The organism is Salisediminibacterium beveridgei (assembly GCF_001721685.1).
GTDB classification, from domain to species: domain Bacteria; phylum Bacillota; class Bacilli; order Bacillales; family Salisediminibacteriaceae; genus Salisediminibacterium; species Salisediminibacterium beveridgei.
This window is the reverse complement of record NZ_CP012502.1, coordinates 2,392,574-2,417,711: the sequence shown is the minus strand read 5'-3', so window position 1 is coordinate 2,417,711 and position 25,138 is coordinate 2,392,574. Positions and strand designations below refer to the sequence as shown.

Sequence of the window (25,138 nt, the reverse complement as noted above, 5' to 3'; positions counted from 1 at the left end):
TGATGACTCAAGAAAGGATGTTGACACATGGATAAAGATCAGATCGATGGGATGATCATGGAATTGAAGGATGAATATATGCAGCTGCAGCACAACCTGGAGAAACTTGAAAGTGTCGGCGGCGGGAATATGCACCCGTTGGAGAAGCGGCTCGCCGCCATTGAAAGCGAATTAGCTGAACTGAACGAAAAACGCGCAAAGCTCTGATTGCGTGCAGCGAGGTTTGAACAACCCTGTTCAAGGATAAAGAATAGAGTGTTCAAACGATACAGCAAGAAAGGATGAACGTTCATGACAGAATTAAAAGGTAAAACAGCCGTCATCACCGGCGGAGGTACAGGTATAGGTGCAGGCATTGCCAAGGCACTTGCAGCGGAAGGCATCAACGTGGTGCTCGCTGGACGCAGAGTTGAAAAGCTTGCCGAGGTCGAAAAGGATATTCTTCGCGAAGGGGCCGGAAAAGCGCTTAGCGTAAAGACGGATGTGACGAACCGCGCCGATATTGAATCGCTGATCGAACGGGCAGAAAAACAATTCGGGCAGGTGGACATCATCGTCAACAATGCCGGGCATATGCTGTCGTCACAAGTATCCGCTGGACAAGTGGATGACTGGGAAACGATGATCGACGTGAATATAAAAGGTGTCCTCTTTGGCATCAATTCCGTACTTCCGGCAATGATGGAACGCTCAAGCGGCCATATCGTCAACGTCGGTTCAGTTGCCGGGCTAGAAGTGTCGAAGAACAGCACGGTCTACAGCGCGACGAAATTTGCCGTCCGTGCCATTTCTGCCGGTCTGGAAAAAGAACTGGCCAGAACCGGTATCCGCGTAACGAACATTGCACCGGGGATGGTGGAAACGGACCTCACTGCCGAATACTCGTGGGGTGACCGCAAGAAGCTGGAGACTGAAAACATTGCCAATGCGGTGATTTACGCCCTGACCCAGCCGGATCATGTCAATGTGAATGAAATTGCCGTTCGCCCAGTGTGAAATTCATGAAACTGGATGTGAACAAGTCTTCGATGATCTGAGCAACTCTTTGACTATGTGAGCTAGTCCAAACAGATGTGAGCAACATCCATGATTTATGAGCAACCGGGTCACGATCTCAGCAACTCCGCTGATTTGTCAGCAATTTTCATAATATCCGAGCAACGCCTGAACCTCTCGCGACGTGCGAGGGGTTCTTCCTGTCCTGGATGTTATACCAGTCCTGTATTTGGTATAATCAGGGTATCAAACGCTGCAAAAAAGGGGATGGCCAAATGAAACTCTTTCACACCGCCGACTGGCACCTGGGAAAATTGGTCCAAGGGATTCATATGACCGAGGATCAAGCCTACATACTGGACGAATTTATTAAAGCTGTCGAAGACGAACGGCCCGACGCCATTATCATTGCCGGGGATTTATATGACCGGGCAGTCCCGCCTACGGAGGCCGTGAACCTCCTTGATGACGTCCTCGGGCACCTCGTCTTGACGCTGAACACCCCGGTGATTGCGATTGCTGGAAATCACGACAGTCCGAGCCGGCTGAACTTTGCCAGCAGCATCATGGAAGCAAAAGGCTATCACGTGACAGGTCAGCTGAGTGAATCGATGGAGCCGGTGATTCTGAATGACGAATACGGAGAAGTCCATTTTCACCTTGTCCCTTACGCCGACCCGAGCCAGATCCGCCAGCTCACCGGGGATGACGAGGTCCGGTCACACAACGATGCCATGGCGAAGATCACAACCCTGATCAAGGAAAAGATGGATCCGAATGCCCGGCATGTGTTTGTGGGGCACGCCTTTGTTACGCCTCATGGTGAAGCGAAAGAGAACACCAGTGAGTCAGAAAGGACCCTGTCCGTTGGCGGCGCTGAACACGTATCCTCCGAGCATTTCAGCGGCTTCCATTACACCGCCCTCGGCCATCTCCACCAGGCCCATCTTGTCAAACACGATGCGATCCGTTACGCCGGGTCACCCCTGAAATATTCGTCGTCTGAAGAGACGCACAAAAAAGGGTTTTTTGCAGTTGAACTGGATGCTTCAGGAGAAGTGACTTCAGAAAAACGGTTCCTCACTCCGAGGCGGGATCTGCGGATTCTGACAGGGAGTCTTGATGAGCTTTTGGAGAAAGAACCGAGCGAGGATTATGTGTTCGTCCATCTGACAGATGACACACCGGTCTTATCCCCCATGGAAAAAATCCGGTCCGTGTTCCCGAACGCCCTGCACGTGCAGCGGGAGATGAAGAGCATGCCGCACGCATCCCTCACACCGGCCTCCACCAAAGAGCGCCATCAGATGGATCACCTGTCCTTGTTTAAAGGCTTCTATCAGGAAGTGAAAGGGAAGGAACTGACCGGACGTGCCGAAGACATTTTCAAAGAACTCCTTGAAGAATTCACCAGAGAGGAGCGGGAACAATGAAGCCGATTCGACTGACCATGACGGCATTTGGTCCGTATAAAGACCAGGAAATCATTGATTTTACAGAACTGAAGGAACATAAACTGTTTGTCGTCTCCGGCAATACCGGTGCCGGGAAGACAACCCTCTTCGATGGAATCTGCTTCGCCCTGTTCGGATCGGCAAGCGGTGAGGACCGCGGGGAAATCCGGATGATGCGAAGCCACTTCGCATCCGATGATGTCCATACGAGCGTGGCATTCGAGTTTGAACTCCAGGGAAGACGGTACCGCCTCCTCAGACAGCTCGCCCATGTGAAAGAAGGCAATAAGAGTGCCACGGGGGAGAAGTATGAGTTTTATGAACAGACAGATGACGGGGAAGTTCCCTGTGTGGACCGGCAGATGGTCAGTGAAATCAATACCAAGGTACAGGCACTTGTTGGATTGACAGAAGATCAGTTCAAGCAGATCGTGATGCTCCCTCAGGGCGAGTTCCGTAAGCTGTTGACGTCCGAAACCGATAATAAAGAAGCCATCTTGCGGAAAATTTTCCGCACCGAGCCGTATCAGTGGTTCACGACGAGAATGAAAGCCAAGCGGACCGAAGCCGAGAAGGAGCTGAGCCTCGCTCAGGACCGGATGCAGCAGCACCTGGCGCATATCCAGGAAGCCATTCCGGACCGTGATGAATCCCGGCTGACGGACGTATTCAAGCAGGAGCACTGGAATCCGGATCAGGTATTGGACGGACTCGACTCGGAGCATCATCATTATGAAACAGAAGCAAAAACATTCAAAGAAGAGGTCGATCAGCGTAAAAAATTCTACGATAAGATGTTCGGTGACTACCATGAAGCAAAGCAAATCAATGCGAAATTTGATCAGCTCAAGGAAAAAGAAGAATCACTGAAAGAGCTTCAGGAGAAACAGCCTGAAATGAACGTGAAACAGAAACAGCTCGAGCAGGCTGAAAAAGCAGCGACGATTGCCATTTATGAAACCTACCACCGTGACGCTATGAAGGACAAAGAAGCCAAAACGAAAGCGTTGAAGCAGGCTGAAGATCAGTTACAGGCTGCCGTGAAACAGCGGGAAGAGGCAGAGTCTCGATACAATCAGGAAAAAGAGAAGCAGCCTGAACGGGAACGAACCCAACAGGATCTCAATCACTATCAGGAGCTGTTTCCGATTGTGGAAAACGCCGACCGGCAGATCAATCAGCTCAAGCATTTGAATGAGAAACTGAAGCAGGAACAATCCGTTCTCGGTGAAAACGAAACAGCGCAAAACCAGCTGAAACAGGATCTTGAACAGCTGCGAATGGTCATCTCACAAGATGAGCAGGCAACGGAAACGCTATCGGCCAAAAAGGATCAGTACAAGGACATGACAGAGACCGGCAAGAAGTTCCGCTCCTATCTGGACGGCTGTGAGGCTTATACGGTCATGCAAAATGATCTTAAGAAGACTTATGCCGCTTATGAAGCCAACAAGAAGCAGTTTGATCGGCTCGAGGAGCGCTGGATTAAAGGCCAGGCAACGGTACTTGCAAGACATCTGCATGACGGGGAACCATGCCCGGTTTGTGGCAGCACCGGGCATCCGGATAAAGCGATTCATCAGGATGAAGTGCCGACAAAAAGCGATTTTGATGAGGCGAGAGCCCTTCTGAACAAAGCCCATGAAGTCTATTTGAGTGAAAAAGCGGCCCTGGAAAGTAAGGGAGAGGCCATCAAAGCCGACAAAATGCATTTGGACGCTTTCGAATTCACGAAGTTATCAGAAGCGAAAGCACAATTTGATGCATATCTTGAAGAGGCTCGTGCACTGAAAGAGGAGATCAACGGGCTGAATGACAAAGCAGAACGGCTGAAGAAGAAGCGCCAGGAACGGGAAACGAAGGAGAAAGAACTCTCGACACTGACAGAAACGATTCAGGAACGGCGAAAATCGTTGCAAGAGCTTGAACTGAAATACGCAACCGAACAGGCGCAGTATGATACCAATATCAGCCGAATCCCGGAAGACCTCCGAAGCCTGAAAGCGATGGAGGAAAAGATTCAGGCGCTGACAGCCAAGAAAAAAGAACTGGATCAGGCCTGGGACCAAGCGCAAAAATCATTTTCGGATGCCACCCAGGAAGAAACCTCCCGGAAAACCGCTCTTCAAGGGGCAAAGAGTCAGCTGAACGACAGTGAAACCAATGCGAAAAAAGCTGAAGATCAATTCAGAAACGAAATCAAAAAAGCCGGATTCGAGTCAGAAGAAGACTACCGCAGTGCAGTCATGGCTGAGGAAATGCGTCACGGTCTGAAAAAGGAAATCGAAACACATCAAAGCCATCTGCAAAGCCTGACCCAGCAAGTGGCTGATTTGAACAAAGAACTGACAGGGCAAGAACAAAAAGATCTGAAAGCGATGGAAGACGAACTTCAAAGCGCGGAGAAGGCGCTTGAAGAAGCAAACAGGCAGTGGACGAAAACGTCGGAGTTGGCCACCCAAATCAAGCATGCGATGACAAACATCACAGAAGCCATCAGAAACACAAAGGAAAAAGAAGAGAACTTTCAGGTGGTTGCCGACCTTCACGATATGATCCGTGGACAGAACAGCAGTAAGATTTCGTTTGAACGCTACATTCAAATCGAATTTCTTGAGCATATCATCACTGCTGCCAATCAGCGGCTTTACCGGATCTCAAATGGCCAGTACCATCTGGTCAGAAGCGACCGTCAGGAAAGCCGGGGAAAACAAAGCGGCTTAAGTCTCGATGTGTATGATGCATACACCGGACAAAACCGGGACGTAAAGACCCTCTCCGGTGGGGAAAAATTCAATGCGTCATTAAGCCTCGCTCTCGGCATGTCTGATGTGATTCAAAGCTATCAGGGCGGCGTGGTCATCGATACGATGTTCATCGATGAAGGCTTCGGCTCCCTTGATGAAGAATCGCTTCACAAGGTAATGGATACCCTGATTGACCTGCAGAAATCGGGTCGGACCATCGGCGTGATCTCCCACGTCCAGGAAATGAAAACCGTCTTTCCGGCGATCCTCGAGGTGAAGAAAACACCTGAAGGGTACAGTCAAACGCGATTCATCGTATCCTGACCCGCTTTTTTAAAAACTTTGCTTGTCGCCTGGTTTCAGTAGCGAAAGCCTCAGTTGCACTGATACTTTAATCCTGTTGCGAATGTAAACTTTCCTGAAGTACAAGAAATCTCAGTCACTTTTTTGTGTCCGCTGAACTGTCCTGTCTTCACTTGATCATCTTATGATCCGACGTTTGTGTGAATTTTTCAGCCCATTTCGTATCGCTTCTAAATTCAGATTCCCAGGGTTGTAATCTGCAATATCCGGTACCTCATGACGGGGGACCTTTAGAGGCATCTTATCAAATTCTTCAGCGGAAAACAGCACCTTGGATCCAAGATCGGCTCTCAAGGCACCTGCCCACATGAGCATCTCCATTTCGATCTCGCTGAATTTATCCAAGTCTGTCCGCACATCGGCGAGCATTCTTTCGATATCAGCGTAATCATCTGGATAGGAAGGAAGATCGAGATGGCGGTTTACCCCTTTGAGCTTAAAATAATGTTGCCAGTAGTTCGTCTGAAACCATTTATTTTCATTGATCGTTTCAACATTGAGCAATTGAACCCCTTTGGAATCATGTTTTCGGATCAGTTTCTTTCTTAATTCCGCCACTTGATCCATACTCACGCTCAATACTCTTAACTGCCTTTCAGTCCAGGTCACTCTTTTGTCACTGCTCCATGGCTTTCGCCGTGCAGAAGCGTCGAAAATCATATACGGCTCAGGATTTTTCAATTGCTTATCGGTTTTCGTCAGAAATTCTTCTGAACCGAGGTTGTCATAGACGCCTCCATCAGTCAGCCGGAAAAATGAATATTGTTTTTTGGTCTTATCAAAGGAGCGATCTTTCACATTCAGGTTTATCGGGTCAAACAGCAACGGAAAAGCAGCTGAAGCAGCAACGACCTGAGCGATGGAAATATCCGATACATCGCGGGAATCTCCGAAAACTTCGTCACGGATTTTTGTTCTGCTGAAGGAAATTCTTTTCAGAGTGTGAAGATTTGTAGCGTTACAAATCCATACAGGATGTGGGGGGAGCTGGTCCATCATCAACCCATTCCTGCTCTCACCGTCCATCAGTAATTTACTCAGTAAAGTCTTTTCAAGTGTGATGGGGGCATGCCTGCTGAATCTGGAACGGGGTAAAACTGGCCAAAATGGCCAACGTGGTGGAAGGATAGCATGACGGATGACTTTATTACGGAAACCTTTGCTGCCGAATTCTTTCATCGGTGTTTTCACACGAGCATCAAAATCGTGTAAATCATGAAAGGGTCCTTTACTCAGCTCTTTCATAATGACTGCTGCGGTTATGCTGCCACCTGACACAGTGCTGATCATTTTCGCCTGATCGTGTATCCCGAGCTGAACGAGTCTTCGATAGGCACCGAGACAGAAAAAAGCTGCACGAAAACCGCCGCCAGAAAAAGCCAGATTAAACCCATTCATGATGACCACTCCCCTTTTTATTTTTCGAGACTGAAAGCAGCGTTAAAGGCATAACTTCACTACCCCTTTTGACGGAAATGAAACCTGATGGTGGATGACATCCAAATAAAGCCTGAAACATTTCTCCAATCAGCAGCGAAACGCCACTTTGATTGACAGCCATGCATGATTTAGTAGAATGAAGGGTAATGAATCTTATCATGCCATTTTATGCATTTGGCTGTGTTAAAGATGGTTGTTGATCGCAGGATTGAATGAGCGCAGGCGGCGACCCCCGAGAGATAAGCGTCCGCCGGAAGTTAGTGAAATCAACATTGATTGATAGCGAAGCAATGAGTTTAATAAAGGGAGTTTTCTTCATGAATGTACTATTAACAGGCGCGACCGGATTTCTGGGCACCGATATTGCAGAACGCCTCGCCCAAAAAGGTCATACCGTTTATACGTTAATCCGAAACGAAGCGAAGGCAAACGAATGGCTGAAAACACTGTCTTCCAAAACACAGAAAGCGGTTCGATTTGTGTTCGGAGACTTGATGAAACCGTCAGGCGGATTGACAGAAAACCGGATCACGGCTCTTTCAGGCGAAATCGACAGTGTGATTCATTCAGCCGCGTATTTATCATTTGACGCTTCAGAACGTGACCGGGTATTTCAAATCAATTATGAAGGCACGAAAGAGCTGCTACACATAGCCGATCGTCTGGACGTGAAAACCTTTCTTCATGTGAGTACAGCGTATACTCTTGGCATGGACAATGCGGGAGTTGAATCCCTCTATCCCCCGGAAAACCGGGATTTTGTCAATGCGTATGAAGAAAGCAAATGCTATGCAGAACACGAAGTCATGGCGTATCAGGACCGTTTTCATGTAGCCGTTCTTCGTCCGGCAATCATAGTCGGAAACAGCGAAACCGGAGAAGCGGACTCAACATTCGGTCTTTATGGCGTGATGCGTGCCGTCGAATTGATGAAGCGGCATGTGCAGAAGAAGCGCCAGTCAACACTCGATTCATTTAAGATTGTGATCAGTGAAGAGGACAAAACCCACCTCGTACCGGTTGATTATGTTGCTGACATTATTACCGGTGCGTTGACAAACAGCAGCAATGGCTCGATCTACAACATTACAAACCCGTCTCCACCGACAAATGGCATGATCATGTCGGCGATTCGGGACGGATTCAATTTTAAAGAGCTTGAATGGATCCCATTTAACGAGACGGATCAGCTGTCAAAACTCGAGCAGAAAATGAATGAACCGCTGGCTGTGTTTGAGCCGTATTTGAACCGGACCATCGACTTTGCGGACAAGAATACGAAGGTGCTGCTGGAGCGAATGCATCTGAACAGTCTGGCGATGGACCGGGACATGCTTGACCGGATCGTGTCCGGCTTTCGAAACCGCCATTCCGAACCGGAACGGGTATAAGGGGCTTCGGTTGACGCAAAACGGTCAATTTAGTACCATGAAATCACAGCAAAATAGATTCACTGGAGGTGCCTTTTAAGAGGGCTGAGATCGGAGTAAGACTTCGGGACTCCTTGAACCTGATCCAGTTAACACTGGCGTAGGGAAGTGAGCAGATAGACAGATCTATAAACTCTGGCGCTTTCCCTCTATTGGGAGAGCGCTTTTTTGTACTTTAGGAAAGTTTAACTTCGTTAAAGGATTAAAGTATAAGTGCAACTAAGGCTTCCGCCATAGACTTGGCGACAAGCCAAGTTTTCTTTATATCAGATAGGAGGAACCATGCTCATACATGCCATTTCAACAGGGTCGATGTCACGAACAGGATTTGTAAAAGCAGCTGGGATGGCTGCACCTTGGCTGGATGCCGTTCACCTGAGAGAACCGGATTGGTCTGAAGCCGCAACGATCAGGACATCAGCCGAATGGAGACTGGACACAACACTTCTCATAAACGCAAAAACACCGGGCGCACAAAAATCCGCTTCAGGACTGCATTTGCCTGAACCAGTACCCTTTCACAGGAAAATGGCAGGCAGATCCGTTCATTCACCTGAAGCGGCCATCAAAGCGGAACAAGAGGGTGCCACTTACGTTATTGCAGGACCTTTCCGAAATCCGTTATCCAAACAGGTCAACTCGATTCTCGGACGAAAGGGATTGGAGGATATCTGTCAGTCTGTAAAGATCCCGGTTATTGCCGTCGGTGGCATTCAGCAGGGGATGCTGAGCGAAGTGATGGACACCGGCGCTGCTGGTATCGCAGTCATTTCTGCCGTTTTCAAAAGCGACGATCCGGCACGTGCAGCGTACGAACTGAGAGAGGAGGCGATGACATGCAGCACCTGATTGTGATTGGTGGCGGGATCATCGGATTATCAACGGCCGTTCATGCACTGGAAAAAGGCATGCGCGTTACACTGCTTGAAAAGGGGCTTACAGGACGCGGCGCCACTCACGCAGCTGCGGGCATGCTTGGGGCGCAGACCGAACTGCATACAGGAGAAGATGCACTTTCCTTTGCCCTGGATGCACGGAAATACTGGCACACCTTCCATGCTGAATTGGAAAACTGGAGCGGTATTTTCACAGGATACAGACAAGAGGGGGCCTTCCGGGCTGCGTTTGACGACCGGGAAGCGGCTGACCTCGAAAAGCTTGCCGCAGCTCACGAGAAGGCAGGTGCCATTTGCAGGTGGATCGATTCCCCGGATGCGTTACTTCCGGATGCGTCGGCAATCCTGCACTTTCCCGAAGAGGCCCAGGTCGATGCCCGCCTGTCAGCGGAAGCGATGAAGCGCTCATTATTGCATCTCGGTGGCGAGCTTCATGAAGACACGACAGTGACCGGCTATACGAAAACGGCTGTTGGCTGGCGCGTTCACACAGGCTCAGAAACCTTTGAAGGAGACAAGGTCCTGGCGGCACCGGGTGTGGCGGGACTTCCTGCAGGCGGAGGACCGGATGTCTACCCGGTGAAAGGAGAATGTGTCGCTCTCTTGCCAGAGAAGCAGCCTTTTTCCGAAACGATTGTCACCGAGGACGTCTATCTTGTACCGAAAGCAGACGGGCGGATCATTATTGGTGCATCCGAAACACCTCATGATACGACGGAACATGTCACCGCAGCGGCGGTGACGAGGCTCCTTGCTGCGGCAGTGACCCTTGTTCCTGAACTGGCCAGTGCTGCAGTGCATGAAACCTGGTCCGGGATCCGGCCGCAGCACAAAAGTGGCATCCCGGAAGTTTCGGAGTGGGAAGACAACTTTTTTGTCAGCCTCGGGCACTACCGAAACGGGATTTTGTTGTCGGGACTGACCGGAAATCTTCTGGCAGACTGGATTGCAGGACACGGAAAACCGGATCAGTTGAAGATTTTTTCAAAGGAGGAAGTGCGATCATGAAACTGCTCATTAACGGTAAGGAAGAGACGCTTGAAGAAGGAGGTACTGTCGAAGAGCTGCTGACGCAATACGGTGCAGTAAACGGCAGGGTTGCAGTAGAGCATAACGGAACCATCCTGAAAAAAGAAGAGTGGGCAATGACGCCTGTAAAAGATGGAGACAAGCTTGAAATCGTTCATTTTGTAGGAGGCGGATAATGATGCTTAAAATTGGAGAAAAGAAACTGAATTCAAGACTGATGCTCGGAACTGGGAAATATGACAACACCGATGTGCAAAAACGTGCTGTGGAAGCTTCAAATACGAATGTACTCACCTTTGCTGTTAGGCGCATGTCGTTGGAAAACGCTGCAGAAGATGCTTTTGCGGGACTCGATCTGGACCGCTTTGAGCTCTTGCCGAATACGGCAGGTGCCTCTACAGCAGAAGAAGCAGTCCGGACAGCCAAACTGGCCAGAGAAGCGGGCCTGTGCGACATGATTAAGGTTGAAGTGATCGGTTGCAGCAAAACACTTCTTCCAGACCCGGTGGAAACGCTGAAAGCATCCGAGGAGCTGCTGGCGGACGGTTTCACCGTGCTCACGTATACGTCAGATGATGTGGTACTGGCGAGAAAGCTGCAGGAAATGGGCTGTCACGCGGTCATGCCCGCAGCCTCACCGATCGGTTCGGGTCTCGGGATTGTGAATCCGTATAATCTTCGGCATATTGTCGATCAGGCAGAAGTGCCGATCATCGTGGACGCAGGTCTCGGCAGCCCGGCTGATGCCACATTCGCCATGGAACTCGGTGCAGACGGCGTGCTGCTCAATTCCGCTGTCGCCCGTGCCCAAGATCCGGTGAAGATGGCAGAAGCGATGAAACTGGCCGTTGAAGCCGGTCGCCTTGGTTTCGAAGCCGGCCGGATCCCGAAAAAGATGACGGCCACGGCCAGCAGTCCACTTGAAGGAGTGAGCCCTACCTCATGACGGAGCGGTATTCAAGACAGACCCGATTCCCGGGCATCGGTCCTGACGGTCAGAAAAAAATCGCAGATTCAGAAGTTCTGATTGCCGGAGCAGGGGCGCTTGGAAGTGCGGCGGCAGAGATGCTGACAAGAGCGGGCGTCGGCAAGATCACCATCGTTGACCGTGATTATGTCGAAGCGTCCAATCTGCAAAGGCAGCAACTCTATACCGAAGCGGATGCCAAAGAACGCATGCCAAAAGCAGCTGCCGCAGAAAAACGGTTGAAAGAAATCAACACAGAGATCGACATCACCGGTGTAATCGGTGAAATCACGCCGGATCTCCTCGCATCTTATGACCACGTCGATGTCATCGTGGATGGGCTGGACAATTTTGAGACCAGAATGGTGATCAATGACGCATGTCTCAAAGCAAATATTCCCTTCGTCTATGGCGCCTGTGTGTCTTCCTACGGTCTCTCTTATACGGTTCTTCCCGGTGAAAAACCGTGCCTGCAGTGCATTCTTGGCACGGTCGCACCAGGCGGGGAGACGTGTGATACTGCGGGGATTATCGCTCCGGCGGTGCAGATGACCGCTTCATATCAGACCGCCGAAGTCTTGAAGCTCCTGGCCGGAGCCAGAGAGCATCTCCGAGGTGGACTGGTTCAATACGACATCTGGCGTAACGAAACCCGCACCATCGATGTGGACCGTCTAAAAAGAGACGAATGTCCAAGCTGCGGCAAGGATCCCGTTTATCCGAATCTGGAAAGAAGCGCACGGACACAGACGGCTGTCCTCTGCGGAAGGGATACGGTGCAGATCAGACCGGCGCGCCAAGTCGCTTTTGAAGAACTGCGGCAAACACTCGCTCCTTATGATCTTCAAGAAAATCCGTACCTGATGCAGGTGATTCTTGAAGGACACCGGGTCGTCCTCTTTCACGATGGACGGGCACTGGTGCACAACACGCAGGAGCCGGCAGCGGCCCTGTCACTTTACCAGCGCTATATTGGAAGTTGATCACCCATGCGAAAGCGATCCTGTTCAAGAGAATACAGGATCGCTTTTTCAGTAGAGGGTAAAACACTGAGAAAATGAGACTGTTTTCGCGTACTCCATACTTTCTTGATACTTTCTTTGTAAGATGAAGGTATACAAAAATTAAGGGAGATGGTTGAGATGAAAAAACTAATGATTGGTCTATTATCTTTAGGCTTGATTACAACCGGCGGAGCAGCAGTTTATGCGCAAAGTGATGCAGGAAATGGTGAGGGACTATTCAATTTCGGACAAATGAGCAAGATCATGGAGCAACATCATCCAGATCAATCAAAAGAAGAGTTGAGAGTCATGTACAATGACATGCATGGTACAAATGGCGCCGCTCCGAGTGCAAATTTCACTATGGGAGAGATGCATGACAGCATGCATGGCGATGGCGATTTCGCTGGCATGCATGAAGCAATGACAGAAGAAGACATGGATAAAATGGTTGAACTGATGGAAGAATCAAATGGTCCGGTTAATTTCGGTCAAATGAAAAAGGTTATGAAAGAAGTTCACCCTGACTTTACAGACAAGCAGATCAAAGAAATGTATCAGGCCATGCACGGAACCAATGGAGCAGAACCAAGGAAAATCTTTTCAGACATGAAATAAGCGTGGCTGAATAAATATATATTACTGAGTCCAAGTGTTATTCATTGCACAAGGTGACGGGGATAATTTATAATTTTTATTATATAGTATTAATAATTAGATGACATTAATGCTATATAATTTATTATATGGAGGAATGTTGGAATGAAGAAAACAATGATCAGTTTACTCCTTCTCTCGCTGGTACTGATACTGGCAGCTTGCGGAGGTAATGATGATACGACGGAGATTGAAAATGAAAGTGGTAATGGAGAAAATGCATCTTCCAATGAAGTTGATCTGGTTGCAACCGATTGGGATTTTGATCAGGACAGTTATACAGCTGAAGCTGGCGAGGTAACCATTAACCTGACAAACGAAGAAGGTCATCACGGTATCAAGATTGAAGGCACGGACGTTGAGATTGATGGTGAAGGAACTGCAACGGCCGATTTAGAGCCAGGAGAATACAGAATCTATTGCAGTATTCCTTGTGGAGAAGGTCACGATGAAATGGAAACAACCTTAGTCGTGGAATAATAAATGAATGAGCAATGCTAAGTCGAATCAGGCTTGGACATTGCTCTTTTTTGGTTGAAATGTTCAGGAGGCCCTGTCACTTTACCAGCACTATATTGGCAGCTAACACTCTGATCACCCATACGAAAGCGATCCTGTTCGGTTGAAAACAGGATCGCTTTTTTCATTCGTAATCGATAAATGAGAATATTTAATATCACTTCACAAAAATTTTATAAATGGTCCGATACTCCCCGTGGTTTCCAGTCGTTTATTTAACAATAAATTCACCTCCTGTTCCGTTTACTATTTCGTTGTTTCAGGTTATATTAGTATATGTACAAGATAATAATTATTATTAATAATAAGGAGATGTTATTCATGAGTGAACACGTGGAACAGCAAGAAAAAGAAGTCGTTTCTTTACCGAGAATCGGAGATCAGGCGCCTGCATTTGAGGCCGAGACAACACACGGTACATTGCAACTGGAAGATTTTAAAGGTTCCTGGGTGATTCTGTTCTCACACCCGGCAGACTTCACACCGGTTTGCACAACGGAATTCATTGCATTTCAGGAAATTGCGGATGATCTGCGAGCATTGAATACAGAACTTCTCGGATTGAGTGTGGACAGCGTTCATTCTCACATCGCATGGGTTCGAAACGTCAAAGAAAAAATGGGTGTGGAACTGACCTTTCCAATCATTGCTGACTTGAACAAAGATGTCGCAAAGAAATACGGCATGATTATGCCAGGCGAATCCACGACAGAAACATCACGCGCGGTATTTGTCATTGATGACAAGCAGGTTGTCCGGGCGGTGATTTACTATCCACTTTCCACAGGACGAAACATGCCTGAAATCCTGAGACTCGTGAAGGCACTTCAGACAACGGACGAAAAAGGTCTGGCAACGCCGGCAAACTGGAATCCGGGAGACAAAGCCATTGTTCCTCCGCCAAAAACACAGGAAGAAGCGGAAGAGCGTGCGAATGACCCAGCATACGAATGCGTCGACTGGTACTTCTGCAAGAAAGATGTCGACTGAGACGGATCAAATATTCAATCAGGAAAGCAGGTGATGTAATTTATGGCATGCGTAAATGGTGATGGTACACTGACCCAATCAGCAAAAGACATGCTGGCTGCAGTGGACGGAACGCCGAAATCTGCTGAAGACCTTTCAAAAGAAGCCGGTGCGCCACTGTTCAAAGTGCGAAGCAACTTGAGAGATATGAAATCGATGGGTTTTGTGTCGGTTGACGAAAACGATCAGTATGTATTGACTGACGGCGGCAGAAAAATGATGAACCGCTGATCAATGAATCCTGAAAGCCAAGGCATGGAATGTGCCTTGGCTTTTTGCTGGTTCACCGGCCAAATGACCGAGAATAGTATGAAGTTATTCTGGGGACATCGAGTCAAATAAAAGTAAACTAGACTTTTTTGACACGATAGGCGTGAAAATTGGTCAACCGTTGACACGGATCTGCTGGTTGCCGTGAAAACAATAATTTTCCGCCAAACAGAGCAGCTCATCTTGTATTTGGCGAAAATACCCCTCAGGCTACTCAATTCCACACTTGCCAAAAGGCAACGGATCAGTCCGTTGTCTTCACGTTTATTGATCTTTCACCACCAGTTCACTCTTTTTAAACACGCCGATTGAAATAAGCAAGAGAGCGGCGATCAAAACGCCTGATACGATAAGACTTCCCCAGAATCCGTCATCCACTTCATTGGTCATGAACAAATGCTGACTGTGACCGGATAAAGCACCCGGTGACCAGGCAAACAGTTCTGGTGCATACATACTTAAAAAGCTTAAAACAAGCAGTGTACCTAAAGAGAGGAACGCTACGGCAGCCTGCTTTGTCAATACGACACTTAAGAACAGAACCAGACTGACAGCGAAGATCAGCCAAACCAGGTACACCATTGCACCGGAAGCAGCTGTTCCAATGGAGAATTCACCAATTAAAAGATACGTATAGTACGCACTGAGAAGAAAACCAAGGCCAAACGCAATGGCCGTCATGAGGACCATCTGTACCCATTTGGCCAACAGATACGCTTCATGACTCACCGGCTTCACGAGAACCATGGAAAGGGCGCCTGAGGTCCGCTCCTGACTGACGGTACCCATATAGGCCAATACCACGACAAGCATGCCGACCTGGCTGAACTGACTGAGTGTGCCTGCTAATACTTCACCGGCCATGGGCTGAGGCATATCGAACACGGCGCCTTCAGGCAACCCGCCGAAGCTCTCCATGATATCGGCGAAATAATAGCTGGTGAGCGGCTGGGTTAATCCGAGGATCATGAACACCACCGGCAGCCATAACCATTTGTGATTCCGCAGCGTTTCCATCCATTCCTTTTTGAAAAGAATCAGAAACTGCCTCATGACTGCATCACCTCGACAAATACGTCTTCCAACGATTTCTTACCCACTTCAAAACGGGTCAGCTCCAATTTTCGAAGCGCCTTGTCACTCAGTAAAGCATCCCTGGCTTCTGCAATATCCGTCACATCCAATGTCACCGCAAGCTCCGATGCCTCGACGCCCATTACCCATGGGGCTTGCCTGACAGAGTGAAGCCAGTCCCCCACGGGTTTGGCTGTTGCAAGGTGGATGACAGGCCGCTCAAAAGAGGCATGCACCTCGGTCAGGCTCCCTGCCATGACGAGCTTCCCTGCTTTCATCATAAATACATCATCACTGACCTGTTCCGCATCATTTAATACATGGGTGGAAAACAAAATCGACGTTTCCCGCTTCAATTCCTGCATGAGATCGAGTACTTCCCGGCGACCAAAAGGATCGAGCGCTGAAACCGGTTCATCGAGAATGATCAGCGCGGGCTTATGTATCAGTGCCTGTGCGATGCCAAGCCGCTGTTTCATTCCACCGGAAAAGCCGCCGATCCGCTTTTTTGCCGCGTCACTGAGGCCGACTTTTTCCAGAAGATCCGTTGTCCGCTCCCGGGATTCATTCTTTGAAAGTCCTGCAAGTTCCCCGGAGAACCACAGGTATTCTCTCGCACTCATCCAATTAAAGAACGTTGGATGCTGCGGCAGGTAACCGAGGTGCCGGCGTCGGTCGCCTTTTAATGCCGGATCGAGTGTTATGGTGCCCCCTGTGGGTTTACTGAGCCCGGTGATCATGTTCAGGGCCGTTGTTTTACCGGCACCATTTGGACCCAGCAGTGCAGCACAAACCCCTTCCTCCACGGAAAAAGAGACCTGATCCACAGCGGTTAAAGAACCGAATCGTTTCGTTAACTGATCTACGGTTAAAAGTGTCATGTCAATCCTTCACCTTTCCGAAAACAAAATACACGATCGGGCCAATGATGTTGACGAAAATGATCACCAAATACCAGACCCACTTCGGTTCCCGGACATTGTCACTTCGGACACAGTCAAACAGCGCCACCACCATCAATATCAGTTGTAAAGCCAAAAGGGGTGCAACAATTGCCCAGTCGATCAATCCTAAGAGCTCCTCCATCGTATTTCCCACTCCTCTCTGATCTTTCTGTTATCTATACGCGTCATATGGCCTAAAGGATTCGAAAATATAAATTGATCAAAATACCAGATTTTTCACGTGGTTCAATAACTGAGTTTCAGGGTTAAGAAATGTGATATCGAATTGGAGTGAAGATAATTTAATATATCAATGTAATATTTATCCCCCCCATTTATTGACAGCGTTTTCGAATTGACTTATAATTGAAAATAAGTTAATAAACTGGTGTTGAGATCTGGAGACGCACACTTTTCACTATGAAAGGAGGTCCTTTCAAGTAGAGAAGTGTGCATTTTTTCGGATTTTGAGAATGGAGGGGTTTTAATGGAAAGAAGTACTATTGTTCAACTTGTTATCGCCGTATTGCTAATAGCCGGGGGCAGTTTCGCTGCATTTCTGGCGAACAGCAGTGGAGGAGACGTGGATGTCTCACGAATCAATTTCGAGACAGATGATGGGGAATTATCCGGTTTATTATATTTACCGGATGGCGCAGAAGAAGAGCCAAGACCTGCAATTGTGGCAACGCACGGCTATCTAAATTCAGCGGAAATGCAGGCTCCGCAGGCTATTGAAATGTCCAAGAGAGGGTACGTCGTTTTAGCGCTGGACCAATATGATCATGGTCATTCGATCGGTACGATGGAAAAACCGGTACCTTTCTTCTCGTTTTGGCCTTCGTCGATTTATGATGCGGTCAATTATATGTATGAACAGGACTATGTCTTAAAAGATGATGACGGGAATGGGATGATCTCTGTCTCAGGGCATTCCATGGGTGGGTTTTCTTCCACTCATGCAGTAATAATGGATGAAATGTTTTATGAGGAAGCAGGGGTCCGAAAAATTGACAGCTATTTAACAATGGGGTCTGACTATCAATGGATCTATTCATTAGAGTATGAATTAGATGAAATCGTGAATGCATACGGGCCAAGAACTGCAGGGAAAATTGCTGCAACATATGACGAATTTTTCTTTGACCCTGAAGCTGCTGCAGAAGAGCGGCCAGTTGTGGAAAAAAATTATATAGAAACTGAAGAAGCACAGGCATTCTTAGGAAACCCGGATGATCCATCTGCAGATCAATTTTTTCAGGTTGATGGAGGCGAAAGAATCATTTATCAACCGGACGAAACGCACCCTTGGAATCATTTTTCGATGACGACCACCGGACACGTCGTTGAATTTTATGATGAAGCTTTCTCAGATTATGGTCATCTTGTTGAAATCGGTGAATCCGGTCAATCCTGGATGTTTAAAGAATGGTTTTCATTTGCTGCATTAATCGGTTTCTTTTTGCTTTTTGTTCCGGCGATCAAAATGCTCAGTGTACTGCCATTTTTATCGAAAGTAAATGTGAAACACCCTGAAGCACTTCCGGACTTGAAGAATACAGGTGAAAAAACATCCAATCTGGTAATCATCTTATTCAGTGCATTTTTCCCGGCACTGTTGTTCACTTCATTTTACAGTGCGGATGAAAGTGGCATGCGCATTGTGCTGCTGGTAAATATTATTATTCTGATTTCAACATTATCGAGTTTCATTTATTCATTGATGAAAAAATCAGATGACCACATTAAAAAAGCATCACTATCCATCTTTATTATTGGATTATTCCAGTTTGTTCTCATTCAAAATCAGGAAACGCTGATCGATGTGAATGAATTTCTGGGCGCTCCTACAGGGAACCCAATCTTGTATTGGGCTGTGAATGTTGCTTTGATTACGCTCATGATCTTTGTGGGAAGGCATTATATTTCCAATAAGCCAAAAGGCGTTACCCTCGATCATTATGGTTTGAAAATGAGACTTAGTTCACTTTTCTCTGCTCTATCGATTTCAATCATTTCAATTGTCATCGGTTATATCGTGTTATTTTTGGTAGATGTGATATTTAACACAGATTTCCGCTTATGGACCTTTGCAGTCAAGACATTTGATGTTCATCACCTGGTAGCATTGCTAAAATATGCTCCGCTGTTCTTTATTTTCTATTTTGTTGTGGGGCTTTCTGTCAATGTTAATACGAATAATCGATCATTTGATGGAATCAAAGGCTATATCACTGCGATTTTCATGTATGTCGGAGGTTTGGTATTCTATCTGATCTATCACTATGCCTCACTGTTTATCACAGGAGAAGCAGGGTTTCCTGCTGAATCGTTGTCTTCAATTGTTGTGATTGGCTTAGTTCCAGTACTCGCAATCGCTGCAATATTCAACAGGTATTTCTTCAGGTTGACTGGCAATATTTATCTTGGTCCGATTTTGAATGCTATTTTAATGACGATGATTTTGCTTGCGAACACTGCGTATCATGCAACGCTGTGATTTTAAACAAAAGGAAAGTGCTCAAAATAAGAACCTGCATCTTAAACTTTGATGCAGGTTCTTTGCGTATTACTTATGATAAATTTTTCGGTTCGCGCCGGAAAATAAATTTGTGAGAACTTTCATTCCCGTGACAGTCCCTGTCAGGGGTCCGGATACAATCGGGGTATCACATAAAATGAAAGGGGATTGATGGGAATGAATTTTTTCACAAAACAAGACATGGGCGGTAAACTGATTGTAGCGGGAGGGCTCTTGGCGGTGCTGTCGCTCTTTATGCCCTGGGCGGATCTTGGCTTTGTCTCTGCATCAGGTTTTCAGCAGGATGGCTACCTCTTTTTGCTGCCGCTGATTTACCCGTTTTACAAAGCCGTCCGATTTCAGGCGGTGAACAAAATCGCAGGCTATGTATTGACAGGGTTGACCCTCGTCGCCGGGATCGGCTTTGCCATGACCAAACAGGTGGATATGATGGGGACAGCAGTGAACGGGGCTGGCTCGGGGCTGTACTTGTTCATCATCACAGCAGCCGTCATGCTCTTTGGTGTATTTAAATATCAGCCGGCCATCAGTGATGACGCTTCAGCGTAAAAGATGTATAATGAAATGGTAAATGAACCCATTTCCAAGGAGGCAAATGCAATGGCAGAGATCAAATACGAAATCACAGAACATATTGGCGTCCTATCTGAAAACGCCAAAGGCTGGCGAAAAGAATTAAACCGCATCAGCTGGAACGAGCGGGAGCCGAAGTACGATGTAAGAGATTGGGCACCGGAGCATGCGAAGATGGGAAAAGGGATGACGCTGACGGATGAAGAGGCCATGACGCTGATGAGACTGCTGAAAGAAAGGGAGTAATCTGAATGCAGGAGCGGAGTTATTATTACAGTTTTCTGGAGGAATGGGATCAGGAGCTGGCAAGCCTTGCCCGTGAGCTTGAAAACAGCGTGTTCACCAGCCCGCGCATGATGCTGACCCATGCCCGGACGATGGTCGAAGGCGTCATCAAGAACATCATGAAAAAAGAAGGCATATCCGACATCAGCTGCACAGGGCTGAAAGATCGGATCATGCTGCTACAGTCGTATAAAATGTTTCCGAATGATGTCCAGGATGCGGTCCACGAGATCCGGAAAGCCGGGAACGACGCAGCCCATCAGACAAAGGGTTTCCGCTATTCGCAGGCGCTGAAATCCTGGGAAGCCCTGTATGTCCTGATGAAATGGTATATGGAGCGGAAGGGACCGCTGAAGTTCCAGATGCCCGTGTATCAGGAACCGGAAATTCAGGGTGCCGGTGACTACGACCCGATGGAGCTTGAAGTGCGGTTCAAGAGCCTTGAAGAATCGCTTCTGAAAAAGGTGGATGAACTGACCGCCAACCAGCAGAACGGGGCTGCCAAAGAGCCGGAACCGGATCAAGCGGAAGAACCGGCTGTAAGAGAGCCTCTGACCGTGCCATCTGCACCATCTGTTCCTGGAGAAACGCCGATCAGGACCATTCGATATCAAGACGGTTCACTGGATGTTCCCTATTTTCTCCGGGATGCATTTCTCCTGCCGCAGCGTTTTGAGAAATCGGAGCGGTTTCTGATCAAGCTGGGAGCAGAACAGCAGGCAAGGATCATGAGTGAATTACCGGCTCGGCTGGACGGGATTTCCGGCTATGTGAAGCGATACGGAGAAGGAAACGAAACGCAGTTCTTTGACGAATTACACCACTTTATCGAAGAGGAAAAAGTCCGCCGCAAGGTCATGCTCGAGCGGCCTGGAGAATTGTTTCTCTTCTTTCGCACGAAATACTTAATCATGACAAAACAGCTGGCAGAGTTGCCGCTTAACGGGGAAACATTCAAAGGAATCCCGAATTTTCTGAAGCAGCTGAATGAGGATGGGATTGATACCGTGGGACAGCTTCCACAGGAGCTGTTAATCCTGGCAAAATACGACCGCGTCGGTGTCGGCATGGTCGAAAAACTGTTCAACCAAATGAAAGATTATCAGGAAAAGAATGCTGAAAAGGTTTCGTCCTGACGTATTGTAAACGGCCCTGCCCAGAAGGAGATATCTCATGAACCGACTGCACTATATCGACAGCTTAAGAGGATTTTCATTATTTGGCATCCTGCTGGTGAATATGCTTGGGTTTCAATACGGCATCGACAACCAGCAGCAGCTCTCCTTCACAGGGACACTCGACAGTACTGTTTATTTTCTCATTCAGCTTCTTTTCCAGGGCAGCTTTTACCCGGTCTTTGCCATCCTCTTCGGCATCGGTGGCGCGCTCATGTACGAAAGGGCGCAAATGGGAGATGCGTCGTTTTTTAAAACCTATACGAGACGGTTACTGATTCTTCTTGGAATCGGTCTGTTTCACTGGGTGATCCTCTGGCACGGCGACATCCTCATCGATTATGCGCTCACGGGTCTGATCCTGATGCTTTTGATTCATTTGAATCCTTCGAAGCTTCTGCTATGGATTGCGGGTTGTTTTTCCTTTGTTGCCGTTCTTGGTCTTTCTCTCATCGGCGTGGGATCAGGCTGGATGAATCAGGGAACGGAGCGTGCTATCCTCTTGAACGGGGACTACCTGGAGCTTGTCGTTTTCCGGATCAATGAACTGTCCATAGATCCACTGATCATCATACAGATCCTCGGTCTGTTTCTTGTCGGAGCCGTGCTTGTTAAAAGCGGCTGGATCCAGGATGTTGCAAGCTGCCGCAGACAATGGCTGATGATCGCCTTGTTCGGGCTGATCGTGGGACTGGCCGCCAAGTTGCCGGGGATTCTGAGTGATGACGGTGCGATCACGTATTACAGTTACATGTTCGGGGGACCGATTTTCGGGATCGGAATCATTGCCTTCTTTATTCTCCTCTATCACCGTTTCAATGGTGGAGGGATCTTTCTCTGGCTGACGTACCCGGGCCGAACGGCATTGACGAACTACCTGACGCAATCCGTGATCATGGGGTTCATCTTTTACGGGTATGGTCTCGGTCAGTTCGAACAGATGGGCATGGTTGGCGGGTCGACCCTGGTTGTGCTGCTTTTTGCTGCCCAAGTGATGATCAGTAAACTCTGGCTGTCTGTTTTCACAATGGGTCCGGTGGAGTGGCTCTGGCGGATGGGGACGTATCTGAAACACAGGAATATCAAAATTGCGCGGCGATAGAAACGATGAATGTATCAAAGGCTGAATGATTTAAGCAACTGTTGATGTTAGTAAAGAAAGGCTTGAATCCAGCTGGATTCAAGCCTTTCGGAGTGTTCCATCAGGTTTTAAGAAGAGATCGTTTTTTTCTGCGAATGGTCATCAAGGTACGATACAGTGACCCTTGTTCCAAAAGCAATTGCGTCAATAATTTCAACGTGTCACCTGCGGCAAGGACATCCAGGGTTTCCTGTGAAGAGTGTTCATTTTGATATCCGGCTGAGAGATTGACACTGTTGATCCCATATGAAGACCAGATGCGGGTATCGCTGTTGCCACCCGGGACACAGCGCCAACCTGTGTGCCCGTGTATGCAGGCAACTGATTCAATCCACTTCCCATATTCATCATCACAAAAGACGTCGCCGAAGCTGTTCCCTGTAACGATGTCGGAGTTCCCCCGCCGGTCGATGACGATCGCAGCATCCACATCACGAAGGAAAGAGGGATCAACTGCTTTCGCCCCGCGGAGTCCAATTTCTTCCTCGACAGTGAAGATGACTTTAATGGTTCCGCTGGCCTTGAGAATTTGTTTGACACGACCAAGGGCTTCCAGAATGATCGCAACTCCAGCGCGGTCATCAGCCCCAAGAATACCAAGATTACTGCTCCAGATGTCATCGGTTTCAACGACTTTGCGCGAGGGGACCAGTTCTCTGACTATGTCCAGGTGTGCATTCACCAATATGACAGGACGAGACGGTTTTTCTCCGTAATGGATAGACCCTAATACGTTTCCGTAATCATCCACTTTGACGTCTGAAGTCAATCTTTTCAAAGCTGCCATAACATAGGTGCGAATTTGACCTTCATCACCACTGACACCCGGTATGGCAAGTACTTCCCGGAGACGCTGTTCCAATCTCTCTTGCATGAGTGATTTTCTTGAAGCTGGTACATCATCAGGCTGCAACTGTGCGAGGTACAAACCGGCATCGAGAAATACTTGTTGGTCATTTGACAGGAGTTCGATTTTCAAATGGTTCTGCTCTGATTTTTTTGCATAGATACCGGCAGCCTGCAGGAATGGGATCGCACGATCTGCAATCTCTTCCGATACGAATCGGATGTGAGGTAACCAGGATGAATGTCCTTCACAGCTCATGCTGGTTGTGAGACCGAGACGGTTCAACTGTCTGACAAGGCCTGCAATGGAAAAATCCAGATGCTCCAACATCACATCGTCAGCGGTTTCAAAAAGATACGAGTTTTCATGATTGCCCCGATAAGACCAGTTGAAAGCTTGTTTTATTGCCTTCTCCAATTCGGATTGCTCACTGAGTGTGAAGCATTTGTGCTGGCTGTCGACTGCATGTCCAAGCCCGGACTGACTGATGATCTGATTGAAAAATAATCGATTGACCTCGGATTCTTCCCGCATATCCAGAATGCCCTCATCATTGACCCGCACCATAAACCCATAAGATTGCAACTGCTGTTCGAGTTGTTTCATGAGTCATCACCCCTTACTTTTGATAACTCAATTATCTCATGGGGCGATGACAGCACTGTCATCGGTAAATGGTTTAAAAATCCGAACGAGAAAGGATCAGGCAATCATAAGTGTCGTTGAAATAATACCTTGTGTATGTGCCGGATTTTCCACCTGGCAAAATCACATCTTCAATCCCCAGTTGTGTCCTTAAGAACCGGCGAACTCTCCCCGCCTTTTGTATATTCGTATTATTATCAACATGTTTGGGGAAGATATGAGGGATCTCCTCGGCTCCCAAGGGTTGGTGAGGGTAGCTCTCTTCCATCAGTATTTTTAACAGACGCGCATAATCGATATGAATCTGAACTCGATTGTGACGGTACTGGACGAAAGTGGACTCAAGGTCAAAGAACAATACGAGAAGATCGGTACCAAGGGCCTGATTAAATTCATCCAGACAAGATTCATAGTTACACAACCATTCCCGTTTTTTAGTGAAAGCACGATATTCTTTTCTGCTGATCACATCTTCAATATCAGTTGCCAATTCATACCCCTCGACGCCAGAATCGTCAGTCAGAGAGTTACCTGGATTTAATTGATCCCGAAGGTGAATCATACTGCTGAGAAGATAAAGAGAGGCTAATTCCGATTGCCTGTCATTTAACGGCCATTGCTGTTTATCATGAGTTTGACTTTGGTCAAGGCTGTCATTGAAATAACGAATCGACTCGTGAAAAGCATTCTCCCTGTAATGCAGAAAACCAAGCCGGTATAATGCCACTGGATTGTTTTTGTCATACTTGAGAACCTTTTGTAATTGCGAAGCAGCCAGCTGGTGCTCTTTCTTTAATGAGGACTTCAAATAGAGTCCGTATTCAAGTAAATAGCGTACAAGCTTTTTTCGAACGGCCTCTTTTTCATCCTTGAAATGATCATCGGACCTGTATAATGTGAAAAAATCTTCATACAGCTCGATCCACTTGTGAAAAAGCGGATAGGGAAGATCTTGATTTTCCTTTTCGATCAGAGCATCCTCCCGTTCATAAAGCTGTTCTTCTGTATAAATAACCCTGGGTTGTCTCATCATAAGTCCCCTCCATCCTTTAATTAGTGTAATTCGACCATCTAGTAAAATTCCCCTCCATTTGTTGAGGCGTGTTAAACG

General features: G+C 47.7%; 26 protein-coding genes and 1 riboswitch. Of the genes, 19 read left to right on the top strand and 7 right to left on the bottom strand.

The features are described 5' to 3' along the window. The first annotated feature begins 27 nt into the window (after window positions 1–27). From BBEV_RS11300 to BBEV_RS11285, 4 genes are all read left to right on the top strand, one after another. Window positions 28–207, top strand: coding sequence for an SE1832 family protein (locus BBEV_RS11300; RefSeq protein WP_069365575.1), 180 nt, complete (start codon window positions 28–30; stop codon window positions 205–207). An 84-nt stretch (window positions 208–291) separates the two neighbouring features. Continuing rightward, window positions 292–996: an SDR family oxidoreductase gene (locus BBEV_RS11295; RefSeq protein ID WP_069365574.1), complete on the top strand. Its 705-nt coding sequence runs from the start codon at window positions 292–294 to the stop codon at window positions 994–996. Between the two features lie 275 nt (window positions 997–1,271). Continuing rightward, a complete protein-coding gene (locus BBEV_RS11290; RefSeq protein ID WP_069365573.1) occupies window positions 1,272–2,429 on the top strand; it encodes an exonuclease SbcCD subunit D in 1,158 nt (385 codons plus the stop codon). Then, window positions 2,426–5,521, top strand: a complete 3,096-nt coding sequence (locus tag BBEV_RS11285; RefSeq protein ID WP_069365572.1) for an AAA family ATPase — start codon at window positions 2,426–2,428, stop codon at window positions 5,519–5,521. Before BBEV_RS11290 ends, BBEV_RS11285 begins: the two co-directional genes overlap by 4 nt. A gap of 156 nt (window positions 5,522–5,677) precedes the next feature. Here BBEV_RS11285 and BBEV_RS11280 read toward each other — a convergent pair whose 3' ends face one another. Then, complete coding sequence (locus BBEV_RS11280) at window positions 5,678–6,958, bottom strand: patatin-like phospholipase family protein (protein WP_069365571.1); 1,281 nt, start codon at window positions 6,956–6,958, stop codon at window positions 5,678–5,680. Next, window positions 6,945–7,121 carry a hypothetical protein gene (locus tag BBEV_RS17415; protein ID WP_157100973.1) on the bottom strand — a complete coding sequence of 59 codons (177 nt, stop codon included), beginning with the start codon at window positions 7,119–7,121 and terminating at the stop codon, window positions 6,945–6,947. Before BBEV_RS17415 ends, BBEV_RS11280 begins: the two co-directional genes overlap by 14 nt. A gap of 196 nt (window positions 7,122–7,317) precedes the next feature. Between BBEV_RS17415 and BBEV_RS11275 the strand changes: the two genes are divergently transcribed. From BBEV_RS11275 to BBEV_RS11230, 10 genes are all read left to right on the top strand, one after another. Next, window positions 7,318–8,391, top strand: a complete 1,074-nt coding sequence (locus tag BBEV_RS11275; protein ID WP_069365570.1) for an SDR family oxidoreductase — start codon at window positions 7,318–7,320, stop codon at window positions 8,389–8,391. A gap of 54 nt (window positions 8,392–8,445) precedes the next feature. Next, a riboswitch (TPP riboswitch) is annotated at window positions 8,446–8,554 on the top strand. 188 nt (window positions 8,555–8,742) lie between these two features. Next, the gene (locus BBEV_RS11270) at window positions 8,743–9,279 is read left to right on the top strand and encodes a thiamine phosphate synthase (protein ID WP_198154991.1); all 537 of its coding nucleotides are present in this window, start codon (window positions 8,743–8,745) and stop codon (window positions 9,277–9,279) included. Then, a complete protein-coding gene (gene thiO, locus BBEV_RS11265) occupies window positions 9,267–10,334 on the top strand; it encodes a glycine oxidase ThiO (protein WP_069365568.1) in 1,068 nt (355 codons plus the stop codon). The genes BBEV_RS11270 and thiO overlap by 13 nt, the downstream gene beginning before the upstream one ends. Continuing rightward, on the top strand, window positions 10,331–10,531 hold the full coding sequence (thiS, locus tag BBEV_RS11260) for a sulfur carrier protein ThiS (protein ID WP_069365567.1): 201 nt from the start codon (window positions 10,331–10,333) through the stop codon (window positions 10,529–10,531). The genes thiO and thiS overlap by 4 nt, the downstream gene beginning before the upstream one ends. A gap of 2 nt (window positions 10,532–10,533) precedes the next feature. Beyond that, window positions 10,534–11,301, top strand: coding sequence for a thiazole synthase (locus BBEV_RS11255; protein WP_069366719.1), 768 nt, complete (start codon window positions 10,534–10,536; stop codon window positions 11,299–11,301). Next, window positions 11,298–12,305, top strand: coding sequence for a ThiF family adenylyltransferase (locus BBEV_RS11250; protein ID WP_069365566.1), 1,008 nt, complete (start codon window positions 11,298–11,300; stop codon window positions 12,303–12,305). The genes BBEV_RS11255 and BBEV_RS11250 overlap by 4 nt, the downstream gene beginning before the upstream one ends. Window positions 12,306–12,455: 150 nt before the next feature. Beyond that, window positions 12,456–12,944, top strand: a complete 489-nt coding sequence (locus BBEV_RS11245; RefSeq protein ID WP_198154990.1) for an EF-hand domain-containing protein — start codon at window positions 12,456–12,458, stop codon at window positions 12,942–12,944. A gap of 144 nt (window positions 12,945–13,088) precedes the next feature. Continuing rightward, window positions 13,089–13,463, top strand: a complete 375-nt coding sequence (locus BBEV_RS11240; protein ID WP_069365564.1) for a cupredoxin domain-containing protein — start codon at window positions 13,089–13,091, stop codon at window positions 13,461–13,463. A gap of 360 nt (window positions 13,464–13,823) precedes the next feature. Beyond that, a complete protein-coding gene (locus BBEV_RS11235) occupies window positions 13,824–14,492 on the top strand; it encodes a peroxiredoxin (RefSeq protein ID WP_069365563.1) in 669 nt (222 codons plus the stop codon). A gap of 42 nt (window positions 14,493–14,534) precedes the next feature. Then, complete coding sequence (locus BBEV_RS11230; protein WP_069365562.1) at window positions 14,535–14,762, top strand: hypothetical protein; 228 nt, start codon at window positions 14,535–14,537, stop codon at window positions 14,760–14,762. 303 nt (window positions 14,763–15,065) lie between these two features. On the opposite strand, the gene BBEV_RS11225 is transcribed toward BBEV_RS11230, so the two are convergent. The 3 genes from BBEV_RS11225 to BBEV_RS11215 are packed head-to-tail and all read right to left on the bottom strand — an operon-like array spanning window position 15,066 to window position 16,961. After that, window positions 15,066–15,854, bottom strand: a complete 789-nt coding sequence (locus BBEV_RS11225; RefSeq protein ID WP_069365561.1) for an ABC transporter permease subunit — start codon at window positions 15,852–15,854, stop codon at window positions 15,066–15,068. Beyond that, window positions 15,851–16,756, bottom strand: coding sequence for an ABC transporter ATP-binding protein (locus tag BBEV_RS11220; protein ID WP_069365560.1), 906 nt, complete (start codon window positions 16,754–16,756; stop codon window positions 15,851–15,853). Before BBEV_RS11220 ends, BBEV_RS11225 begins: the two co-directional genes overlap by 4 nt. Before the next feature lies 1 nt (window position 16,757). Beyond that, window positions 16,758–16,961, bottom strand: a complete 204-nt coding sequence (locus tag BBEV_RS11215; protein ID WP_069365559.1) for a PLD nuclease N-terminal domain-containing protein — start codon at window positions 16,959–16,961, stop codon at window positions 16,758–16,760. Window positions 16,962–17,306: 345 nt separating this feature from the next. Between BBEV_RS11215 and BBEV_RS11210 the strand changes: the two genes are divergently transcribed. From BBEV_RS11210 to BBEV_RS11190, 5 genes are all read left to right on the top strand, one after another. Next, a complete protein-coding gene (locus BBEV_RS11210; RefSeq protein WP_069365558.1) occupies window positions 17,307–19,319 on the top strand; it encodes an alpha/beta fold hydrolase in 2,013 nt (670 codons plus the stop codon). A gap of 198 nt (window positions 19,320–19,517) precedes the next feature. Beyond that, the gene (locus BBEV_RS11205; protein WP_069365557.1) at window positions 19,518–19,910 is read left to right on the top strand and encodes a hypothetical protein; all 393 of its coding nucleotides are present in this window, start codon (window positions 19,518–19,520) and stop codon (window positions 19,908–19,910) included. Window positions 19,911–19,961: 51 nt separating this feature from the next. Further along, the gene (locus BBEV_RS11200; protein ID WP_069365556.1) at window positions 19,962–20,180 is read left to right on the top strand and encodes a YdbC family protein; all 219 of its coding nucleotides are present in this window, start codon (window positions 19,962–19,964) and stop codon (window positions 20,178–20,180) included. 5 nt (window positions 20,181–20,185) lie between these two features. Further along, entirely contained in the window at window positions 20,186–21,355 is a 1,170-nt protein-coding gene (locus BBEV_RS11195) for a DUF4145 domain-containing protein (protein ID WP_069365555.1), read from the top strand. Window positions 21,356–21,392: 37 nt separating this feature from the next. Continuing rightward, complete coding sequence (locus BBEV_RS11190) at window positions 21,393–22,496, top strand: DUF418 domain-containing protein (RefSeq protein ID WP_069365554.1); 1,104 nt, start codon at window positions 21,393–21,395, stop codon at window positions 22,494–22,496. Between the two features lie 100 nt (window positions 22,497–22,596). Here BBEV_RS11190 and BBEV_RS11185 read toward each other — a convergent pair whose 3' ends face one another. Together BBEV_RS11185 and BBEV_RS11180 are read right to left on the bottom strand one after the other, a co-directional pair. Next, window positions 22,597–23,988, bottom strand: coding sequence for a M20/M25/M40 family metallo-hydrolase (locus BBEV_RS11185; protein ID WP_069365553.1), 1,392 nt, complete (start codon window positions 23,986–23,988; stop codon window positions 22,597–22,599). Between the two features lie 73 nt (window positions 23,989–24,061). After that, a complete protein-coding gene (locus tag BBEV_RS11180) occupies window positions 24,062–25,057 on the bottom strand; it encodes a tetratricopeptide repeat protein (RefSeq protein ID WP_157100972.1) in 996 nt (331 codons plus the stop codon). Window positions 25,058–25,138 lie beyond the last annotated feature (81 nt).

Excerpts from the sequence above, each read along its gene's own strand:
- BBEV_RS11300 (WP_069365575.1), top strand. The coding sequence starts at position 28 with ATGGATAAAGATCAGATCGATGGGATGATCATGGAATTGAAGGATGAA.
- BBEV_RS11295 (WP_069365574.1), top strand. The coding sequence starts at position 292 with ATGACAGAATTAAAAGGTAAAACAGCCGTCATCACCGGCGGAGGTACA.
- BBEV_RS11290 (WP_069365573.1), top strand. The coding sequence starts at position 1,272 with ATGAAACTCTTTCACACCGCCGACTGGCACCTGGGAAAATTGGTCCAA.
- BBEV_RS11285 (WP_069365572.1), top strand. The coding sequence starts at position 2,426 with ATGAAGCCGATTCGACTGACCATGACGGCATTTGGTCCGTATAAAGAC.
- BBEV_RS11280 (WP_069365571.1), bottom strand. The coding sequence starts at position 6,958 with ATGAATGGGTTTAATCTGGCTTTTTCTGGCGGCGGTTTTCGTGCAGCT.
- BBEV_RS17415 (WP_157100973.1), bottom strand. The coding sequence starts at position 7,121 with ATGGCTGTCAATCAAAGTGGCGTTTCGCTGCTGATTGGAGAAATGTTT.
- BBEV_RS11275 (WP_069365570.1), top strand. The coding sequence starts at position 7,318 with ATGAATGTACTATTAACAGGCGCGACCGGATTTCTGGGCACCGATATT.
- BBEV_RS11270 (WP_198154991.1), top strand. The coding sequence starts at position 8,743 with ATGTCACGAACAGGATTTGTAAAAGCAGCTGGGATGGCTGCACCTTGG.
- thiO (WP_069365568.1), top strand. The coding sequence starts at position 9,267 with ATGCAGCACCTGATTGTGATTGGTGGCGGGATCATCGGATTATCAACG.
- thiS (WP_069365567.1), top strand. The coding sequence starts at position 10,331 with ATGAAACTGCTCATTAACGGTAAGGAAGAGACGCTTGAAGAAGGAGGT.
- BBEV_RS11255 (WP_069366719.1), top strand. The coding sequence starts at position 10,534 with ATGCTTAAAATTGGAGAAAAGAAACTGAATTCAAGACTGATGCTCGGA.
- BBEV_RS11250 (WP_069365566.1), top strand. The coding sequence starts at position 11,298 with ATGACGGAGCGGTATTCAAGACAGACCCGATTCCCGGGCATCGGTCCT.
- BBEV_RS11245 (WP_198154990.1), top strand. The coding sequence starts at position 12,456 with ATGGTTGAGATGAAAAAACTAATGATTGGTCTATTATCTTTAGGCTTG.
- BBEV_RS11240 (WP_069365564.1), top strand. The coding sequence starts at position 13,089 with ATGAAGAAAACAATGATCAGTTTACTCCTTCTCTCGCTGGTACTGATA.
- BBEV_RS11235 (WP_069365563.1), top strand. The coding sequence starts at position 13,824 with ATGAGTGAACACGTGGAACAGCAAGAAAAAGAAGTCGTTTCTTTACCG.
- BBEV_RS11230 (WP_069365562.1), top strand. The coding sequence starts at position 14,535 with ATGGCATGCGTAAATGGTGATGGTACACTGACCCAATCAGCAAAAGAC.
- BBEV_RS11225 (WP_069365561.1), bottom strand. The coding sequence starts at position 15,854 with ATGAGGCAGTTTCTGATTCTTTTCAAAAAGGAATGGATGGAAACGCTG.
- BBEV_RS11220 (WP_069365560.1), bottom strand. The coding sequence starts at position 16,756 with ATGACACTTTTAACCGTAGATCAGTTAACGAAACGATTCGGTTCTTTA.
- BBEV_RS11215 (WP_069365559.1), bottom strand. The coding sequence starts at position 16,961 with ATGGAGGAGCTCTTAGGATTGATCGACTGGGCAATTGTTGCACCCCTT.
- BBEV_RS11210 (WP_069365558.1), top strand. The coding sequence starts at position 17,307 with ATGGAAAGAAGTACTATTGTTCAACTTGTTATCGCCGTATTGCTAATA.
- BBEV_RS11205 (WP_069365557.1), top strand. The coding sequence starts at position 19,518 with ATGAATTTTTTCACAAAACAAGACATGGGCGGTAAACTGATTGTAGCG.
- BBEV_RS11200 (WP_069365556.1), top strand. The coding sequence starts at position 19,962 with ATGGCAGAGATCAAATACGAAATCACAGAACATATTGGCGTCCTATCT.
- BBEV_RS11195 (WP_069365555.1), top strand. The coding sequence starts at position 20,186 with ATGCAGGAGCGGAGTTATTATTACAGTTTTCTGGAGGAATGGGATCAG.
- BBEV_RS11190 (WP_069365554.1), top strand. The coding sequence starts at position 21,393 with ATGAACCGACTGCACTATATCGACAGCTTAAGAGGATTTTCATTATTT.
- BBEV_RS11185 (WP_069365553.1), bottom strand. The coding sequence starts at position 23,988 with ATGAAACAACTCGAACAGCAGTTGCAATCTTATGGGTTTATGGTGCGG.
- BBEV_RS11180 (WP_157100972.1), bottom strand. The coding sequence starts at position 25,057 with ATGAGACAACCCAGGGTTATTTATACAGAAGAACAGCTTTATGAACGG.